Origin of the sequence: Gilliamella sp. App4-10 (assembly GCF_001690495.1) — a bacterium.
Lineage (GTDB): Bacteria > Pseudomonadota > Gammaproteobacteria > Enterobacterales > Orbaceae > Gilliamella > Gilliamella apicola_G.
In genome coordinates this window covers 323,324-342,731 of record NZ_LZGS01000035.1, presented here as the reverse complement: position 1 = coordinate 342,731, position 19,408 = coordinate 323,324, and the positions used below count along the sequence as shown (strand labels likewise).

Annotated in this window: 21 protein-coding genes and 1 tRNA gene; 9 read left to right on the top strand and 13 right to left on the bottom strand. The window is 33.8% G+C overall.

What is annotated here, in order from left to right; all coding sequences use genetic code 11:
- The first annotated feature begins 119 nt into the window (after positions 1-119).
- The 3 genes from A9G23_RS06610 to A9G23_RS06605 all read left to right on the top strand — a co-directional run bounded on the left by A9G23_RS06610 (position 120) and on the right by A9G23_RS06605 (position 2,565).
- Positions 120-194 (top strand) — tRNA-Gln (locus A9G23_RS06610).
- A 528-nt stretch (positions 195-722) separates the two neighbouring features.
- Complete coding sequence (locus A9G23_RS11510; protein WP_176700606.1) at positions 723-896, top strand: hypothetical protein; 174 nt, start codon at positions 723-725, stop codon at positions 894-896.
- A gap of 769 nt (positions 897-1,665) precedes the next feature.
- Complete coding sequence (locus tag A9G23_RS06605) at positions 1,666-2,565, top strand: lipase family alpha/beta hydrolase (RefSeq protein WP_065586842.1); 900 nt, start codon at positions 1,666-1,668, stop codon at positions 2,563-2,565.
- A 117-nt stretch (positions 2,566-2,682) separates the two neighbouring features.
- Here A9G23_RS06605 and lysC read toward each other — a convergent pair whose 3' ends face one another.
- From lysC to A9G23_RS06555, 11 genes are all read right to left on the bottom strand, one after another.
- The gene (gene lysC / locus A9G23_RS11665) at positions 2,683-2,910 is read right to left on the bottom strand and encodes an Rz1-like lysis system protein LysC (protein WP_218058722.1); all 228 of its coding nucleotides are present in this window, start codon (positions 2,908-2,910) and stop codon (positions 2,683-2,685) included.
- Positions 2,810-3,256: a hypothetical protein gene (locus A9G23_RS11745; RefSeq protein ID WP_065586841.1), complete on the bottom strand. Its 447-nt coding sequence runs from the start codon at positions 3,254-3,256 to the stop codon at positions 2,810-2,812. The genes lysC and A9G23_RS11745 overlap by 101 nt, the downstream gene beginning before the upstream one ends.
- Positions 3,234-3,821, bottom strand: coding sequence for an N-acetylmuramidase family protein (locus tag A9G23_RS06595; RefSeq protein WP_065586840.1), 588 nt, complete (start codon positions 3,819-3,821; stop codon positions 3,234-3,236). Before A9G23_RS06595 ends, A9G23_RS11745 begins: the two co-directional genes overlap by 23 nt.
- Positions 3,822-4,199, bottom strand: coding sequence for a putative holin (locus A9G23_RS06590; RefSeq protein WP_065586839.1), 378 nt, complete (start codon positions 4,197-4,199; stop codon positions 3,822-3,824). It abuts the gene before it with no gap.
- A 738-nt stretch (positions 4,200-4,937) separates the two neighbouring features.
- Entirely contained in the window at positions 4,938-7,001 is a 2,064-nt protein-coding gene (locus A9G23_RS06585; protein ID WP_081296976.1) for a replication endonuclease, read from the bottom strand.
- Between the two features lie 201 nt (positions 7,002-7,202).
- Positions 7,203-8,048, bottom strand: a complete 846-nt coding sequence (locus tag A9G23_RS06580) for a DNA adenine methylase (RefSeq protein WP_081296975.1) — start codon at positions 8,046-8,048, stop codon at positions 7,203-7,205.
- Positions 8,049-8,145: 97 nt separating this feature from the next.
- Positions 8,146-8,394 carry a hypothetical protein gene (locus A9G23_RS06575; RefSeq protein ID WP_141669951.1) on the bottom strand — a complete coding sequence of 83 codons (249 nt, stop codon included), beginning with the start codon at positions 8,392-8,394 and terminating at the stop codon, positions 8,146-8,148.
- 314 nt (positions 8,395-8,708) lie between these two features.
- Positions 8,709-8,924: a DUF2732 family protein gene (locus A9G23_RS06570; RefSeq protein ID WP_065586836.1), complete on the bottom strand. Its 216-nt coding sequence runs from the start codon at positions 8,922-8,924 to the stop codon at positions 8,709-8,711.
- Positions 8,925-9,185, bottom strand: a complete 261-nt coding sequence (locus A9G23_RS06565) for a hypothetical protein (protein WP_065586835.1) — start codon at positions 9,183-9,185, stop codon at positions 8,925-8,927.
- Between the two features lie 43 nt (positions 9,186-9,228).
- The gene (locus tag A9G23_RS06560; protein ID WP_065586834.1) at positions 9,229-9,408 is read right to left on the bottom strand and encodes a hypothetical protein; all 180 of its coding nucleotides are present in this window, start codon (positions 9,406-9,408) and stop codon (positions 9,229-9,231) included.
- Between the two features lie 11 nt (positions 9,409-9,419).
- Complete coding sequence (locus tag A9G23_RS06555) at positions 9,420-9,644, bottom strand: hypothetical protein (protein WP_065586833.1); 225 nt, start codon at positions 9,642-9,644, stop codon at positions 9,420-9,422.
- Between the two features lie 155 nt (positions 9,645-9,799).
- Between A9G23_RS06555 and A9G23_RS06550 the strand changes: the two genes are divergently transcribed.
- From A9G23_RS06550 to A9G23_RS06540, 3 genes are read left to right on the top strand one after another with little or no spacing between them, the layout of a single operon-like run.
- A complete protein-coding gene (locus A9G23_RS06550) occupies positions 9,800-10,168 on the top strand; it encodes a helix-turn-helix transcriptional regulator (protein WP_065586832.1) in 369 nt (122 codons plus the stop codon).
- A 53-nt stretch (positions 10,169-10,221) separates the two neighbouring features.
- Entirely contained in the window at positions 10,222-12,234 is a 2,013-nt protein-coding gene (locus tag A9G23_RS06545; RefSeq protein ID WP_065586831.1) for an RNA-binding domain-containing protein, read from the top strand.
- Between the two features lie 15 nt (positions 12,235-12,249).
- Positions 12,250-13,257, top strand: coding sequence for a phage integrase (locus tag A9G23_RS06540; RefSeq protein ID WP_065586830.1), 1,008 nt, complete (start codon positions 12,250-12,252; stop codon positions 13,255-13,257).
- Between the two features lie 357 nt (positions 13,258-13,614).
- Here A9G23_RS06540 and A9G23_RS06535 read toward each other — a convergent pair whose 3' ends face one another.
- Together A9G23_RS06535 and A9G23_RS06530 are read right to left on the bottom strand one after the other, a co-directional pair.
- A complete protein-coding gene (locus A9G23_RS06535) occupies positions 13,615-14,415 on the bottom strand; it encodes a YdgH/BhsA/McbA-like domain containing protein (protein WP_065586829.1) in 801 nt (266 codons plus the stop codon).
- A 372-nt stretch (positions 14,416-14,787) separates the two neighbouring features.
- Positions 14,788-15,399 carry an NUDIX hydrolase gene (locus A9G23_RS06530; protein WP_065586828.1) on the bottom strand — a complete coding sequence of 204 codons (612 nt, stop codon included), beginning with the start codon at positions 15,397-15,399 and terminating at the stop codon, positions 14,788-14,790.
- A gap of 113 nt (positions 15,400-15,512) precedes the next feature.
- Between A9G23_RS06530 and A9G23_RS06525 the strand changes: the two genes are divergently transcribed.
- The 3 genes from A9G23_RS06525 (at position 15,513) to A9G23_RS06515 (ending at position 19,405) form a co-directional block, all read left to right on the top strand.
- Positions 15,513-17,993 (top strand): class I adenylate cyclase, encoded by a 2,481-nt coding sequence (locus tag A9G23_RS06525; RefSeq protein WP_065586827.1) that lies wholly within the window; start codon positions 15,513-15,515, stop codon positions 17,991-17,993.
- Positions 17,994-18,221: 228 nt separating this feature from the next.
- Positions 18,222-18,794, top strand: a complete 573-nt coding sequence (gene rpoE / locus A9G23_RS06520) for an RNA polymerase sigma factor RpoE (RefSeq protein ID WP_065586826.1) — start codon at positions 18,222-18,224, stop codon at positions 18,792-18,794.
- Positions 18,795-18,844: 50 nt separating this feature from the next.
- The gene (locus A9G23_RS06515) at positions 18,845-19,405 is read left to right on the top strand and encodes an RseA family anti-sigma factor (RefSeq protein WP_065586825.1); all 561 of its coding nucleotides are present in this window, start codon (positions 18,845-18,847) and stop codon (positions 19,403-19,405) included.
- The last annotated feature ends 3 nt before the right edge of the window (positions 19,406-19,408 follow it).

Genomic DNA, 19,408 nt, shown 5'->3' with positions numbered 1-19,408 from the left:
TTTTCGATTATTCCTAAACGGATATAGTGAAATTGGTAGAAGCGCTAGATTCAGTTCCAGCTCGGAAAAGTGTGAAGATTTAAATTTTATTATCCGCACTAGTATTACTTTATATTAATTGGGGTATAGCCAAGCGGTAAGGCAGCGGGTTTTGATCCCGCCACGCCCAGGTTCGAATCCTGGTACCCCAGCCAATTCAATCTCCTCACTATTTTGATAGCTAATCATTCAGTCTATTTTTACCAAGTTACTTTTTCTATTGTTTCTAAATGGGGTTGGTGGAATTAGTATAAATGATAAATTTAGGTTCTAGTTCTGAAAGGTGTGCGGATTCAAGCCTCACTATCCGTACCAGATATCACTTCATATTAATTGAAATATAGCTACGAAAGAGAAAAGCGGATTCTTATTCCGCAACTGAGTGATTCGGTGTCTTTCTATTTTTAAATAAAACAAATGAAAACAACTAAATAATTAAATATTTTTTTATTTATTTTTCGGATGGCGATTAATTGGCGGTTGTTTTTATTTTTAAATCTAAAAATCAGTTTGCTATTTATTGTGTTATTATCATAATTTCCTTATGATTTTTATACATTTTTATATATAAAACATCTAAAGAATCAGAGTGTTGATTAATAGATTATAAAATTTCTGCTTGATAATAATTCCCGCAATAAATATACTGTATATAATAACAGTATAAAAAAGGGGGGTAGGCGATGGATGAAATAAAAAAAAATGATATCAAACTAGAGCAAGCCGAATTTATTAATAAATTAATGATTGATGCTGAGCTATCAGAAAATGATATAAAAATTGGTTTGTGTTTATTGCATGAATTATTATTGAAGATAAAAAATAGAAATGATTCTGAAGTAAAAGATAATCAATAGAATAGCGGGAGGATATTCCTGCTTTTTATTTATGTTACTTGATGACATTTGATTGAAACTGCTATGTTTACATTGGGATATAGGTTATATGGCATCTTTTTTCGTTGTGATGTAGCCGTTATATCTCTTGCCGTGGATAAAATATTAATTTTTTATGTATACCCATTACAGTTGTTTTCCAAATTACTGTAAATGAAGTGAGGATTTTCTGAACACGTGATAATCTAACATTGATTGTATATAAAATACAAAAACACACCACTTAATTTTCTACGTGAATTTTAACTAATGATGAGGTTTTCACAAGCTTTGTCAAATTTTTTGGCGAAGCTCAATTTTACTTTTAAACAATTTAACCGTATTTTTGCAGAAACAATTAAGAAGAATTTATTTGCATGGAAGATTTTTAATTTAAAAAATTGATTTTTAAATTAAAATATTTTATTGGATCTGTGAACGTAATTAAAAATAATGTGCATATCGTTAATGTAGTTTCTAATTCATGCGTAACAACAGACTAATTAAAGTATATAAAATAAACATCATTTTAGGATTTTTTAGTAAAGTAAATGAAAATTTTTTAAAAATTAAATTTGCATTATTATATCGAAAATGATATCGTTTTTTTACGGTTAATTTCTGCATAAAAAAACAGAATTAGTGCATTATGCAAGAAATTACTTTTAATTTAGATTTTTAAACCGTCTTTGTAAAATTTTTATAAAATAACAATAATAACTCATATATAAGAATAATTAAGGAAGGTTAAATGGATAAAACAATATCTAACTTAAAAGTTGTGAAAACAAAATATCCAATCGTACTGGTAGATGGGCTGTTTGGGTTCAACCGAATTAAGGGATACCCATATTTCTTTAAGATCGCTGAATCTTTAAAAAAACAAGGTTATGCTGTTTATACAGTTGCAATTTCTGCTACCGATTCAACTGAAGCAGCTGGTGAACAGTTGAAAAATGAAGTGATGAATATACGTGAAAAAACGCGTAGCCAAAAAGTAAATCTGATTGGGCATAGTCAAGGTGCACTTACCTGTCGTTACGTCGCAGCTCTCCATCCTAGCATGGTGGCTTCAGTAACATCTGTAAATGGAATGAATTACGGTTCTGAGCTTGCAGATTTAATGTTGGAGATTATCTCTGGTAAGATGACAGGTCCTACTGCTGATGTGATAGTTAAAGCATTTATGAAATTTATTGGTCTGTTTAGTAACAAACCGTTTTTAGTAAATGATTTTGAAAAATCACTGAAAAACATGTCGACTCAAAGTATTAAAAAATTTAACTTAAAATATCCGCAAGGTCTCCCTAAAAAATGGGGTGGCGAAGGTAAAGAGCAGGAAAGTAATGGTGTTTACTATTATTCTTGGAGTGGCATTATCAAATCAAGAGTGGTTAATGAAGGCTTAAATACTGCTGATCCTTCGCATACTGTTCTGGCTAAATTAGCTACGTTTTTCAGAAAAGAGCGTAAGCATAACGATGGTTTAGTTGGTCGTTATAGTTCTCATTTGGGTAAGGTTATCCGTTCTGATTATCAAATGGATCATCTGGATGCTATCAATCAAATTGCGGGTGTTCATCCGACTAAACCAGATCCGATAGACCTTTATCTTAAACATGCTACACGTTTGGGCTCTAAAGAATTATAAATCAGGCTTGTTTGCAAGAACTGAATCCTGTGATTTACAGGGTTCAGTTTTTTTATTTGTTGGAAACTATACATTCCATTATTAAAATCATCCTCTAAAACTTTTACCAGAAATTGTTTAATTTTTCCCATGCTGATTTTGTTCTTGCTGGCATTGATAAATCATTTCGACTTGAATCGCACATTGATGCCATGCCGTTAAGATGGCTTGGTTGTCGTCAATTAATGAACGATTCCGCCGTAAATTATTCATGGGAAGATAGCAAGGCGTTACGGCTGGACATCCAGTTTTGATAATCTTCACTTCCTTTGATTTCTGGCCGAGTGTACAGCCATTTAATAACATCAGGCAGATCAGTATTAGACCATATGCGTAATTGTTTATTTTCATTGATAAGTAGCTCCAATTGTTGTTGATATTGACGATTTAACGTATCAACCGCGTGCAGTTGATTTTTTTGTTCTATCAATTTTTGTTCATTTGCCCGATACTGATAACTAAGTTCAATTAATTCATTGTTTTTATCATCAATGATTTCGATTAACTTTTGCTTATCATTCTGTAGTTGTAGATTACTTGTTTGCAATTGTTTATTTTTAGTGCTCAATAGTTGATTTTGCACACAATTTAACAATAAACAAACCAGTAATAGTGACCACGGTAATAGCTTACTTTTTAATAGATTTTGCATAGTTTTCGTATGCCTCTTTGAGTTTTAAGTCATAGCTATTTTTTTTATAAGCTGGACCGTTGTAAAGTTTTGCAAACGTTGAAAAATCTTTATCTTTCATTGCTTGTAATAGCTTGCAATTCGATTTATGAGTAACAAAACGGTAAAACGCATCTAATTGCATTTCTTCGCTTTCAGTCATATGTTGTTCAAATTGCTGAGCTGATTCATAGCCAAGTAGTTGCCAGTGGAAACCCATAATTTGAAATAAGCCCCAGCTAGCACTTTCAATTGCGGAATCAATATCAATTTGTTTGGCAAGAGTTAGCCGATAGTTTTCACTAGCACCACCTAAATAACCACCAGCGGTGGGATTGATTAAATCAGGATAAGTATTTGATAATTTTTCTATATCAAAGCCGTGTTTTTTAAGCTGATGGTAAAAGATATGCCTTTCAAATAGAATTACCGGTAAGCCGTTTTTAATGCCTGATGAGCAAGCCTCAATTTTTGTCACCGCTTGCACCATAGCCAGCTCAACTTCTAGCTTATTAGCCACATTTTGCAATTGTTCAGTTGTTATCATTTATGGTTTCTTTCTCCTAAAGCTATTAAATAAGTCGGATGGATCGTCAAACTTTTTAATTAACCAAAGCAATAATTTGACACTAACGGCCGAAGCGACTAATGCACCAAGTCCGAGCGGTACTTTTGGTTGAATGTTTGACGGGAATAAAGGTATTAATAGATTTAATGTCATTTCGGCTAGCAACATTCCTATCGAAAAAGATATAAAAAATAAGATGATACGGCGAAATACGGAGATGTGCTCTTCGCTAATTACAAGTAAGATTGAGCCACAAAGCGCACCTAAAATCATGCCATTTTCGATATTTGGATAAATAATCGATATTGAAAAAGCACTGATAATCGCTGTGAATGTTGTTGTAGTTGGTTCTGTCATTCAATTAATCTCATTTTAGTTTAAACTTTTTGGGAACTCACACTGCTATGGATACATTTAGCACGATACCGCTCGGCACTATTGCAGGTAATTTGTATAGGATTGATTTGTTTTAATAAATAATTTTAACAATCTCTTTGGTTTTGCTAAAAACGCTATAGGTTAGGGGGTTAACTGTCTTATTTATGTCTTGCATAAACAATATTAAATCAATTTTATGGTTAATCGTAATTTGCCTAATTTGATTCGTCATTGATTAACATGCCAGTTAACACATTTATAGATGTAAAGTCTTTGGCTTGTTTGGCTAACCGCCAGATATGTAAATAATCATGTACTGTAATAATCGCATTAATAATCGTTATTTTTAAATACTCCGTTGTGAGTATACCTTTCAGCTACCGTATTTCTGAGACATTACTATATTGATTACTTGAAAACAAAATATTACATATTTTCAGTCTGTTATCAAGAGTTTAACTAAAAAAAACGTTATTTTTTTATCAACCCTTTAAATACGAACCGCAGTTTAAATAATCAGCTATTAATTTAGTTCTTAATGATGTGCAAAGTTATCGACAAATGGTAAAAAATTTAGGTATAAATGATAAAAATATTGTCATTGAATATATCAAACGATGAATTAACCAGTGGAAAAAGCAATTAAAAGGTATTATTTAAATTACATCTATGTTTTTTTGCTTAAATATATGCTTTCTTGAAACTTTTTTACGAAATTTAAAAAAACTCAATATCTGGCCCTATTTCGATCCATTTCTGGTGTAAATCGATTATGGCCAACTTGTCTTTAATCCATTTTATTAGCAATTTATCACTAAATTTTAGTTCCCGCCCCGCTAAAAGATGATTTAACTGGTGCGAGTTGTAATTTATTTGATGTTTTTTTAGCTCATTTATCACTTTTTGACGTCGATCGTACTTTGGTGATTTTTTGATCTCCGTACAGTTATTGACAGAACTCCAAGGGGCGCGTTCGCGCCTATTTTTAGAGACAATAGCCCACTTTATTAAACGAGTGCATATAAAAGATGCCATGCCAATAATGGGGGAAAATACCCCTTTAATCTTTTTGACGTCTTCCTCAAATTGGTTTTGTGCTTCTTCGTACGAAATTCTGACGCGCAAGTCTTTACGCTGTACCATAGCACCGCCTTGTAATTCTGTGTATGCCGCCCAGTCGCCTGCATCAGCTGCGGCAAGTACTGGGTCGATTGCTGGGCTTTCGACTTTTTGGCTGCCGAGCCGACGCAGTTCACGCCACACGGTCACAGGTGCGCCGCCGATTTGCTGAAACTGACGAATACCCCAGCGGTTAGCCCAAGCCGTTACGTTCTTCGCCATCTCTTTTAAGTTTTGTCCTGTCTCGTCATCGACTTCGCCATCAAGTTGATAACCGTCAATGTTTTTAGAAATATATTTAGCAATGTAACCCGTTGCTGAGCCTTTCTCTTTTTCAATTTCTTCAAACTTGAAACGGTTTTCACGCGCACCCGGTTCGTTGCCGTCTTCTTCTAGTGCGTATGAATACATAATGTCATAAACTTTATCTTTATTGTCAGGTAGCATAAAAACTAATATATGCCAATGTGGCGTACCGTCATGGTGAGGCTCAGCAACTCTAAAGCCAAAGATTTTGATATTTTCACGATTGAGCTTTGCCCTGATTTTTGCCCATACTTTGCATAAGTAGCGTTGTGCGTCCCGTGGTGTGCCGCCGTTCCAGTTTTTGACAAACCCACCTTTAGCATGTACGGCGTGATATTTTGACGGTGCAGTCAATGTTATAAATACCCCCTCATAACCGTACTCGTCGGCGATGTCCTCAAATCCCCGCATACGAACCATAAGCTCACAACGACGAATAGCTGGGTTGGCATTAGATTTATCGACCTGTAAAACAAGCTCAAATTGTTCACCCGTTTCAGTATTTTCTATACATTGATTTTTCAACCACTCCCGATTTTTCCTTTTTTGCTCTCTCCATTCACCTACGCATGTGCGGCTTGCATATGGGCTTGCGGATTTCTGAACTTGTCCCGCAGCAATTGCCAAGTGTTCACGTTGAAAAGCCCAAGTGCGTGTTAACTTGTTTTGCCACCATTTATCATCAGTAAGCTTGGCTAGTGCGATAACAATTTGCTGTTCGTTGATTTCATCTTTTTTATAATTGGCAAAGTAGGGCGCTGTAATTTTTAATGGTTTGAGCTGCTCTAATACAAACTTATAGATAGCTAATTCATGGACGTTATTGCTTAACTTAAATTCATCTGTTTCTAAAAAGTGGGTGATTAAATTGTGCATATAGCTAGCAATCTGTCCGCCAAGTTCTTCAACGTCGATTTTGTCCAAGCTCGGTAATATCGATAGCTGTTTATAGAATGCTTGAGCAATTAAACTTTTTTCGACATTTAATGAATATTTTTTCTGTACTTCGGTGCAGCGAGTTAATCCACAGGTTCGTAAATAGGTGTTAGCAACTTTTGAGCCTTTTTCTTGATACAGCGTTAGATATTTTCTAGCGAAGTATCTGCCAATAAACTGAGGCGTATCCCTAAAATATGAATGGAAATAATCATATTCATGTGGGATTTGTTCCCATAGTGGACGCTCAATAATCGTTAAATCTTTTGGAGGCCTGCAAGCTGTGGCGTATTGTGATTTTGGCTGAATATATTTTGTTGGTAAAAATTGCCCGACGGTATCGTAAAAATCACGCATAGCCAAAAACAGGACAGATTTCGCCCTGTTGCTGATTGATGGTAGGTTCGTGATTGTATTCATATTATTTTATGCTTTGTTTATTAAAAATTTTTAACCGATAGGCGGGCTTTTGCTATACTTATAGGCTTGTTACGTCTTTTTGCCTTTATCTTGTTAAATTTATTAATATCGCCTGATCGTCAGCATTAAACACTGGTTTAATTGCTTGATGTGCCGATGCAACAACGATTGAATTTCAAATGACTTTAAATACTTGCCTTATTATTTTGTGAGGTCCTTTTGTTGTGAGTTGTTAATCATTTCTGGCGTTAACACGCCAATAATCTCTTTTGCTGGCTTGCGATTGCCGTTGGCTGCTATCGAGCGCGGAGATTCAATAGAATGGATATTGAATTTATTAAAGATTTCTTGCGTTATTGGATTATCACTGTTAGAAATAATAGCAATTGCCCCCCGTTTGACTGCATCAAACAGACATTTTTCTAACTCTTGCGTTTTTATGTAATCAAAACTGTTTGAAGTATAACCCACAAATGATCCATTAAACGGACCCAGGTAAGGAGGATCGCAATAAATTATATCGTTAGATTCTGCTTTGGTAATTGTTGTTCTAAAATCACATGCAGTTAGTAACACATCGGTGTCACATAATTTTTTACTAAAATTAATGAGTTCTTGTTCTGGAAAATAAGTATTACTATGTTTACCTTTTGGCACGTTGAAGTTGCCATTTCTGTTATATCTGCAAAGACCATTGAAGCAATGTCGATTTAGCCAAATAAATTTTGCTGCTTGTTCTAATGTGTGCCTTTTAGATGATAGATTAAACTGGTTTCTTAATTCATAAAAATCAACTTCGCTATCAAAAAGTGCTTTGGTTTCATTTATCAATATTGTTGCATCACTTTTTAACCAATGATAAACGTTAATTAAATCACTGTTGCTATCCGTTAAAATATAACTTTTGGCATCGACATTAATAAAAACATTACCAGCGCCAACAAATGGCTCAATAAATCGTCCGTTGGTTGGTAAATAAGATAGTAATAACTCAATAATGCGACCTTTTCCTCCCGGCCACTTTAAAAACGATTTTTTAATATTCATTTGTGCTCCTTAATCTATATGCATTTTGTTTGTTTGAAATTTAAAAGATTTGGGACAACTGTCCAGTTTAATTATTGATTAGTAAAATTTGTTCTTCTTATTCGTCATTGAGTTCCAATTCAATAATATCTACTGCTCTATCCACATCTAAATGATATGCATCAATGGTTTCACAAATCATGACTGCATCACCACATGAAATATTAACAGTTAGATTACGGTTTAAGATTGTTGCCAGCTCATTAGGAACAATAATCACTTGCATGTTATAACTAGCAATTAATCCAAATAGATAACAATATAACCGAATGACTTTAAGTGATTTTGATTGAAATTCATCAAACATATTTTTATTCTCAATTGTGTTATCAAATTTAATATTAGAAGCCGTTAGCCTATGACAATTTGGACGCATGGTGGATCGTTGCGATAATATTTCTTTCGCTGTGTTTTTTACTAATTAACCTTTGCTGGTCTTTTAATTGCTGACAGTCAATGCAAAGCTGACATCCTTCAATTAATTGACGGCGTTTTCAGGGAGCGATACGTTGCATTAAATGCAGTGTGTTGCTGAGTTACCTTGAAACGTTTTGCGATTAGCAATTAGATTATCGAGCTCTAATTAAACGATATCATTCGTTCGTTTGATAACATCATGCATTAGGCCACGTTTTCATAATTCTTTTGCCGCATTGCTTCGGCTTCTTGTTCAAGAAGTTCAGCAGACTCGATTGGTGATAAGTAATCAGTTCGAATGTGAGCCGCTAACCGTTCAAGTTTTGCTGTAAATAGGTCACACAGTCCAGTCTTAGTTTCTTCTCTAGCCTGTTTTAATGCTTGCAGTAATACATCCTCGTTAACTATTGTCATATTCATTTATGCCACCTGTTTTGTTTCTTTTATAAAGTCGGCAGATTCGCAGATTGCGAACGCATCAATAATTGATTGCAAACGACACAATCCCTTTTTTAGGTTGTCGATTTCTTTATCGGTCAGATCGTCATATCGCATTTCCCAAGTGTGGGAAAATTGACTATCTGCGTTGTAAATGATGGTTGTGCGCTGCTTGATACCTGATGCTGCTAGCAATAACCGTTTTTGCCCAGGCTTTAAATTATTAAAAGCTGATCTGGCCAAGCTACGCTTACCGCTTATTAATAAGTGAAGGTTACGGAGGTACTCAAGATTGCGAGCGCGTTGAAAGTTGTTCATGCTTATTACCTGTTAGTGGCTGATGCAATTTAATTGCTTGCCCATTCGGTTTCTCAACCCAACCTTTAGGGTTATGGTTATTAATCTGAATAAAAATTAAAGCCGGTTTATTAGCGACTTTGGAACTCAAATAGATTACATGACTCATGGCTAAACCTTTTAAATGTTAATCGTTGGGCTTCTGTCCGCCAGCGCTTCAGCAACTAAAGCCGCATTATTGATTAAAATAATTGATCGCTTGCCAGTGATATTCTTTTTGCGAATTGGTAAATACCCCTTATGGACATAATCTTTTATAGTTTTTTCTTTCATTCCAGAATGTTTTGCATATTCTTCAACAGTCATATATGCAGCACCGAAAGTTATTGATAAATCTTGTTTCATAGTGCATTATTTCCTCTAACTGGTTTATATTCGATTATATTTGGTTTGATTAGTGTAAAAAAATAACCTAATCGGTATTTTTTATTATGAATACCTTTTAGGTTTATGTCAATACCTTACAGGTATGTTTTCTTTTTGGTATTCTGGGAGTTAATATGATTCAATTTGATAGTGCTAAAAACATAATAGATAGAATGGTTAGCGCTTACAGATTAAAAACAATGAAAGCGTTATGTGAATATTTTGGCGTGGGAATTAGCGTTCTCTCCAATAGAGTTGTCAGAAATACAATTCCAGCAGAATACATAATACAGTGCGCATTAGATACGGGAGCTAATCTGTTATGGCTTTGCACTGGCGAAGGTAAATCAAACATTGATGGAGTAAAAACAGAAAAAAAAACAATTGAAATAACAAGCGAAACATTAGAAAAATTAGAACGTATTGCGGCATTAAAAAATAGCAGCGCAATAACTGATGATGAATATCAATTATTAAAGGCGAGCATTTTAAAAAATACTTAATCATAAAAAATGGGTAAGGTTTAGGTTGGATGATAAATATTTAGGTGAATATCATGATTGAAATAAACACGCTCGCTGATATTGAATCTTTAACCGAAACAGAAGAGATTGAGGTTAAATCTGCACAAGGGAAAGATCACCAAGGTCAATTACCCAAAGATTTTTGGCCCACTTATTCAGCAATGGCAAATTCTAAAGGTGGTTGGGTTATTCTTGGTGTGGAAGAAAAATCTCATAAATTTAATCTTATTGGTATTAAAGATGTAACCAAAATAAAGAAAGAATTAGTTACTGCATTAAATAATAAGGAAAAAGTTAATTATAATTTATTAACCGACAAAGATATTTTAGAAAAAAGTATTGATAACAAAACGATATTAATTATTCGTATTCATCCAGCAACAAGAGATAAAAAACCTATTTATATTAACAATAGCATCGTTAATGCTTATATCCGAATGAATGATAGTGACATTAAATGCGATGAAGCAAAAATACGGCAAATGATTTTAGAACAAGATCCACAAGGAACAGACTCTCGTATTTTAGATAATTTTACGATTGATGATATTGAAATAGAAAGCTTACAAAAATACAGAAATATATTCTCTGCTAGGCATCCAGAACATCCTTTTTTAAAAGAAAATTTGCTTTCATTTTTAAGCAAAATTGGCGGGTGGAGAAAAGATCGATACACGAAAAAAGAAGGGTTAACCATTGCAGGATTACTCATGTTTGGTAAATGGGATGCCATTACAGAAATTATCCCCAAATATTCTGTTGATTATATAGAGCGACCTGAAAACAAAATAGATACACGTTGGATAGATCGCGTATTTTATGATGGCAGCTGGTCAGGAAATGTTTTTGACTTTTATCAACTTGTTTATCCAAAATTAGTGTCAGATTTAAAAGTACCTTTCAATATTACAGATGGTGTACGTCAATCTGATTCAGGTATACATCAAGCACTTCGTGAGGCTTTAGTTAATACCTTAGTTCACGCTGATTACTTAACAGGCAGAGTTTCCATTTTAGTGGTTAAAAGACCTGATATGTTTGGTTTTAGAAATCCTGGTCTAATGCTCATATCTAAAGAAGATGCAATAAAGGGAGGGAACAGTGAATGTCGCAACCAAAAAATGCAACAAATGTTTTTATATATTGGTTTAGGGGAGCGAGCGGGTTCCGGAGTTCCGCGAATATACTCAGGTTGGGAACAAGCTAATTGGAAAGTTCCCAATTTAAGAGAAAAATATGATATCGAGCAGACTTTATTAGAGTTATCAACGACAAGCTTAATACCCCATAATATTGTCGACTATTTAGTTAAAAAATTTGGATATGACAATTTTTCAAAATTAGATGATTTTGAAAAAATGATATTGGCTACAACCGCACAAGAAAATTGGATAAATCACCAACGAGCTTGTGAGTTAACCTCTAAGCATTCAAGAGAGGTCACGCTCGCCTTACCTAATTTAGAAAGAAAAGGATTCCTTATATCTCAAGGAGAGAAAAAAAATAAAATATATAAGTTATTTGGTGAAGAAGAGTTGCTTATGCCAGAAGATATTCTTTATGCTAATGATGGTGAAAATATTCAACATGACCACATATATAGAGATGGTTCTTTGACATCAAGAAACAATAACTCCGGTTATAAAAATAAAAACTCCGGTTATAAGGAGCCGAGCTCCGGTTATAAAAATACTTCATCAACCAATAAGGATTTATTAGGAAGAATAATTGATGAACGTGTAGATAAGCCATTTATATTTGAGTTGACACAACTTGATAATGGGTTCCTTCAAAGTTTAGAAAAAATAGCCTCGCCAACCATAAAAAAGAGAATTACTTTTGATGAAATGAAAACGGTTTTAATCGCACTTTGTAAGGGGCACTATATCTCATTATCCGCTCTTGCTATATTAGTCAATAGAACTCCAGATAGATTACGACAAGGGTATGTTAAACAATTAACTAAAGATGGCGTTCTTCGTATGGCATTTCCTCATGTACCAAATATTCCTAAACAAGGTTATACCACAGTGGAAGAGCATTAGGAGTCTTGATATAAAGTGAGTGTAAGAAAACAAAGTAATGGCAAATGGCTATTTGAAAAATACCTAGAGGGTGGGCGTAGAATTCGTAAAACGTTCACAACAAAAGGTGAAGCACTTGCTTATGAAGCCTATATTGAAGAACAAGTAGCTATTAAGCCGTGGATTGCTGAAAAGCAAGATCGGCGAAGAATATCTGATTTAGTTAATATCTGGTATCAATCACATGGGCAAACACTAAAAGATGGAAAGCGTGTAAAAAAGATTCTTGAGTTTATTTGCCAGTCAACTAATGATCCATTAGTTGGCGATTTTACGACTAAAACATTTACTAATTATCGAAAAAAACGCATGACTGGCGAACTGTATAGAACCGATTCAGTAAAAACAGTGTCATTACGTACGTTAAACCTCGAATTGGTTTATCTTCGTGCCATGTTTAATGAATTGGCTCGATTAGGAGAGTGGGAACGCCCGAACCCCGTTGAAAATATCAAACAGTTTAAAACTGATGAATCTGAAATGGCGTTTTTAACTAATGATCAAATAAAACTATTATTAAATGAATGTCAAAATAGCAACGTTACGTATTTATCATTAATGGTAAAAATAGGACTTTCAACAGGAGCAAGGTGGTCAGAAATAGCCAATCTAAAATTATCTCAAATCACGCCATATAAAATTACATACATTAAGACAAAAGGAAGGCGTAATCGAACTGTTCCAATAACAAAAGAACTATATGACCAGATCCCAAAAGAAAACAAAAAAATATTTAGAGGTACACATGAAAACGCATTTAAAAGAGCGATTGACAGAACAGGAATAGAGTTGCCTGATGGGCAATTAACTCATGTATTGCGCCACACTTTTGCTAGTCATTTTATGATGAATGGTGGAAATATACTTGTTTTGCAAAAGATACTTGGCCATACAGACATAAAAACAACGATGAGATACGCCCATCTTGCTCCCGATCATCTAGAAGAAGCAACCACATTAAACCCATTATTTAATATAAAATAAATGGCGGTAAATTGGCGGTTGAGTTCAGTTATACTCGGTTTTTGTCAGTTATATTTAGATTTTAGCTAATTAATTTTAGTTTAAGTTATTGATTTTAAAAGGGCAGTATTAGAATTCTTATTCCGCAACTGAGTGATTGTTACTCTTGCATCCAAGCCATATAGTCATTTACTTGATGATTTTTTGCTAGAATGTAGCTTTAATTAAAAACAAAATAGCCATTTTTCCTTACTGAACAAATAATTGATTTTAATTAAAAAATATAATAAATCAATTATTTAATTAAGTTGTTTTAATTGTAAACCCACGAGGAAAAATAGGTTGTTCTCGTGGGAGTGATTTTAGTAATGCACTATCTTATTTGTATAGATTTACAAAAACAGTTTGTGCTGTACTTGCTGAGTTAGATGTTACTTCTTTTACATAATAAAAATGTGCATCATTAGCAACTGCATGTTTTTGTGCAGCTGCACTGATATCGGAAGTATTGTTAAATACACCATGGAAACTAATTGTTTTGTATGGCGTCATATGTTTAAATGCTTCGCTACTTATTTCGTAAGCATCTTGACCGTGTATATCAGTTGTGGCGATATAATCTCTAACCGGTGCATCTTGGTTGTATAAGGCAACTTCAATATCTTGCGCTTGATTTTTGTTATCAGCCGACGAAATAGAATAGATATAAAACGCATAGGCATTTTTTTCAGCAGCTAATTTACTTGCATCTTCAGTAATTTGGGAAGTGTTATTGTAATTACCTTTCAATTTAACGACTTCGAATGGTAAATAGTAAAGGGCTTTTGAACGTTCATAAGAAACCACACCATTATAATTGGTTTCATCTTTTTGTACGGCAATTGGTGCATTAGATTGATAAATATTAGCATAAACAATAGCACGATCTGATGAAGTCCCATTGGCTGGAGTTTCCATTGCAGTAATATAGTAGTATTTAGCGCCGGCTTCATCGGCAGCGTGCGAAATATCATTCGCGGCATTATCAGCTTGTAAATAACTTCCGGTTACTGAGATTTCTTTCAATGGTACTAAAAGACTACTTTCTTTGGCAGTTAACGGTTGAGCAGCATAAAGATTGGCAACAGGTAATGATAAAAATACGGCTAAAGCAATAGAGGTTTTGTTAAAACATTTCATGATAGAATCCTTCATTTTTGAATTATTAAAATAGAAAATCACTGTTTAACGCTTATTTAATTTGCAGATATATTAATAGTATTGCTTCGAGAGTATTCGACCTGGCGGAGCTCCTAAAGTTTTGTCCTTGTCTGCTTGTAAAAAGCGTTAAGACATCGTTAAGGTATCTAGTTGTTTTGGCAGGAATGATTAGTAAAACAACTAGATACCTTTATAAGACGTTCAGCGATAATCCTCAAGATCTTTTCATAAAATGGAAGAATACCTAGCACTAATTGTTTAAAATGAAATAAATTGTTAAAAAAAGCGTTAACTTTTCTCCAAATAAGTAAGATTATTATTATTTTTTTAAAATTATATTTTCCATATAGCTTATGCTTGGATTTTATCGACAAATTGCTTAAGGATTTGTGCTGTTAACCCCCAAATGACCCAATTGTTATAATGGTAAAAATAGATCAAATGTTCAGATCGTTTTTGCCATTCTGGTGATCGATTCACAATAATATTGAAAGGAAAATCATCGGCAGGTTTATGCCCTACAAACATTGTTGCACGCTGTGGGGGATTATGGAGAAACCACTCAATAGGAACGGTAAAAATTTGTTCAACTTCGTCATGGTTTAGTTGCAAATCATCTAGTGTGTTTATTGTGCCTACAAATGGATAAATGGCTATGCCTAAAGTTGCAATAAATTTAGGTAATTGTCCTAAAATCGTTATTTGATTGAGGGATATACCTAATTCTTCAACAGTTTCGCGTTTGGCGGTGTATTCAGGATTGATGTCAGTTAATTCAACTCGTCCACCAGGAAAACAGATATCTCCTGGTTGCCATTTTAGTTTTTTTGATCGAACTTGAAATACTAGATGCAACTGATGATCAATATCGACGATCGGCAATAATACTGCAGCTTTGTTATCAACAAATTTAGTGCATTCTTGTTTTTTAATCTGTTTAGCTATATTTTCAATTGTTATCATAATTATTCATTTTATTCGGGATTTAAATTTATGCCCTATTTACCTTATACAAATAACATGTTAGATTTACCAAATGCGTTAGTTTAATACGCGTGTATTACCTAATTGAAGCTATGCAATATTATATCAATGACATAAAAAAAGAACTTGAAGATCTTGCTAATTTGAAACGTGAGCGTGCTCTTATTGGTATGTCTGCTGAATTTCAACAAGTATTTTTATTACTTCCTGCCCTTTTTCATTATCATACTCCTGAATTACCAGGATATATGGAAGGTGATATACCTTCAGGTATTGCTTGTTATCAATTATCTGATGATACAAATAAACTGCTTAAAAGCAAATTCAATTTTGTTGTAAATTCAAACGAAACGTCAACTAACACCCCTCTAGCAATATCAGCTTTATATTCGATGGGAAGTACGTGTTCTATTGGACAATCGGTTCAATCTGATCTTGATATTTGGATATGCATTGAAAACAGTTTAACCGATAATCAAAAAGAAGCATTACAAAAAAAATGCCGTTTAATCGAAAATTGGGCAGCTGATTTACAAGTCAAATTAACGTTATTTGTGGTTGATGCCGATCGTTTTATTAATAAGCATCATGAATGTTTAATGGGCGAAAATTGCGGATCTGCGCAGCATATTTTATTACTTGAAGAGTTTTACCGCTCCGCAAATTTATTAGCGGGAAAATTTTTGTTGTGGTTTGTAGTGCCCTATAACTTCACCGTAAATAATGTTACTTATCCTACTTATGAAAAATGTGTTAAAGCAATGGTTGATCTGAATTTAATTGAACGAGATCAATGGATTGATTTTGGTCCACTAACAGGATTATCGGCTGAAGAATATTTTGGCGCAAGTTTATGGCAACTGTATAAAAGTATTGACTCACCCTTTAAAGCGGTACTTAAAACCCTATTATTAGAAGCATATTCATGGATTTATCCACAAAATAAGCCGGTTGCTTATCAAATGAGAGAACTCATTCAAAATGGTGAAATACATACAGGAATGTATCTAGATTCGTATTACATGCTGTTAGACAGAATTAGTAAATATCTCATTGAAATTAATGATTTTCAACGACTAGAGTTAATTCGCAATTGCTTTTATTTAAAAGTGAATGAAAAACTTTCTATTCCAATGCAATCGTATTCTTGGCGTCGTGCCATTCTTAGTGATTTAGTTAAAGATTGGGGATGGAATGAACAACAAATTGCAAAATTAGATGCTTGTCAAACTTGGAAAATAGGACAAGTTCGAGAAATACACGAAATCTTGTTAAACACAATGATGATAGGTTATCGAAATTTACTCAATTTTGGTCGCCGCAATAATTTAGACTCATTGATTAGTCCTCAGGATTTAGCGATCTTAACGCGTAAACTCTATGCTGCTTTTGAAGTATTGCCAGGCAAGATCACCACTTTAAAGCTCAATATCTCTGGTAATTTGCAAGAAGACGCATTAACATTTATTCATGTAGCTGAAGATCGCATCAATCGGTCGGGGTGGTATGTTTACAATCAAAAACCCATGTTGCAATCAATTATTGGCCATCAATATTTAGAATACAGCAAATACTTAGTAAAACTGGTTGGGTGGTGTTATTTTAATGGCTTAATTGCTGATACTACCACCTTTTATTATCATGACGGTGAAAATCGAAATAACTCAAAAATCAATCAATTGATTGCGGATCTAAAAAATTACTTTCCCATTGACGTGCCAGCAGCAACCGAAGAACAGTTATATGGTCCATGCGAAATCCGTCATTTGGCTATTATTTTAAATCTAGAAGATGATCCGACAGCTAACATTGAATTAGACGATGAAGTTACCAATAGCGTACTTAATTATGGCAAACACGAATTAAGTTTGGTTGGATCGATTGATCTTCTTTATCGAAATTCGTGGAACGAAATTCGCATACTGCATTTTAGTGGTTCACTATCGATGTTGGAAGCCATTAAGGCATTATTAAATCGTATGCACAAAGATGCAGACTTGCCCAATTCAATCGAAATTTTTTGTTATAGTGAATATTTAGGTACTGAAATCAGACAACAAATGAAAAAACTGATGGATGAATGCATTGATTTACGTTTAACTACTACAAAAAACAACTTAACACAAGTTAAACCATTAAGAATTGGCGGATCTTCTTGGTATCTATTTTTTGAGCGATTAGGCGTTTCATGCCATCAATTTGAAAATGCGATCGATTTTTATGGTGCGGTATCAAATAACAAAGTACAAGGTAGACCGCTGAACATTTTAGACGAAACCAGTGAATTACCGAAAGAAATCGACAGCATTGCTTATGAAGGGATTATTCAATTCTTCTTTGAAGATACCCATTTAGGTTTTGATCTTTACATTCTAAATGAACATAATCAAATCGAAATTTACCGTAACTGCAATGGTTCAAAGGATAATATGGTTAAAGATATCAATGATTTTTATGTTCTATCTGACGATCGTTTTACATTTACTACTAGCTCAGTTAATTTTAATCTACCTCAATTTTATCAAATCGCATATAATGACTGTGGCGAACGAAAGATCACTCCACTCAATTAAAAGTTTGACAAAGATTTTTATTTTAATCATTGTGTCAAAAAATAAGTAAAATAGGTTTGTTAATATAAAAAAAGAGCAAAATTTTACAGTTAATTTACAATTAGTAAGCAATATACTCAAATTTCTATTAAAATAATGGGAACTTTTTTTTGATTTAAGAATCTAACTGTATGTCAGCACAAATTTGGGCCGATTGACAGTTATTAACATAATAAGGAAAGGCCTTTAATGGGGGAGCAAGTAACAGACCAAGTATTAGTTGATCGTGTTCTTAGCGGAGATAAAAACGCATTTAATTTACTTGTGGTTCGTTATCAAAATAAATTGGCTCATTTGGTTTCTCGTTATGTATTAGCGTCCGAAGTTCCTGATGTTGTGCAAGAGACTTTTATTAAGGCATATCGATCGTTAAGCCTTTTTAAAGGTGAAAGTGTTTTTTATACATGGTTGTATCGAATTGCGGTTAATACAGCTAAAAATTATTTAACCTCTCAAGGACGACGACCGCCATCATCAGATATTGATGCTAGCGAAGCTGAAAGTTACGAAGGAGCGAATGCATTAAGAGATCTTAATAACCCTGAAAATTTAGCACTTTCAGACGAAGTAAAAAAAACCGTATTTGCAGCGATCGAAGCGCTACCCGATGATTTAAAAACCGCAATCACCTTGCGCGAAATCGATGGTTTAAGCTACGAAGAAATTGCTCAAATAATGGATACACCAGTTGGAACAGTGCGATCACGTATTTTTAGAGCGCGTGATGCAATAGATGAAAAAATTAAACCATTACTCAGTTAATGGCTACAAATAAATTTATAAAAAGTAGTCCTAAATTTAAGGTATTTACTATGCAAATAGAACAGAAAGAGCAACTTTCATTACTTATGGATGGTGAGCTTACAAACGATTACATAGTTGATGAAGTATCACATGATGAAAATTTGCAATCATGTTGGCATCGCTATCATATTGTAAGAGACACAATGAGAGGTGAGTTGCATAGTAGTTTATTAACTTTAGATATCTCTAACCAAATTGCTCAAGCGATCGCGAATGAAGATTTATACAATCAACTTGTTGATCAGCCTAATATTGAAACAACCACACCACCAAAAGTAGAGAATTTAATTTGGATTCATGTTAAAGATTTTTTTTCCAAAGTAAGCCAAGTTGGACTTGCTGCGTGTGTAACTCTTGGCATTATTGCAGGCGTGCAATATCATCAAGGGCGAACAGATAATACGAGTGTAAGCCCTACATTAAACACTGTACCTGTTGGCGTAAATGTAGCTCAGGTGGGTGGAATTCATCAACAAAACGATCAGCAATTACTTGAAAAACGACAATATGACAAAATTAGATTGCTTGTACAAGATTATGAATTACAAAAAAGATTAAATGCTCATTAATTC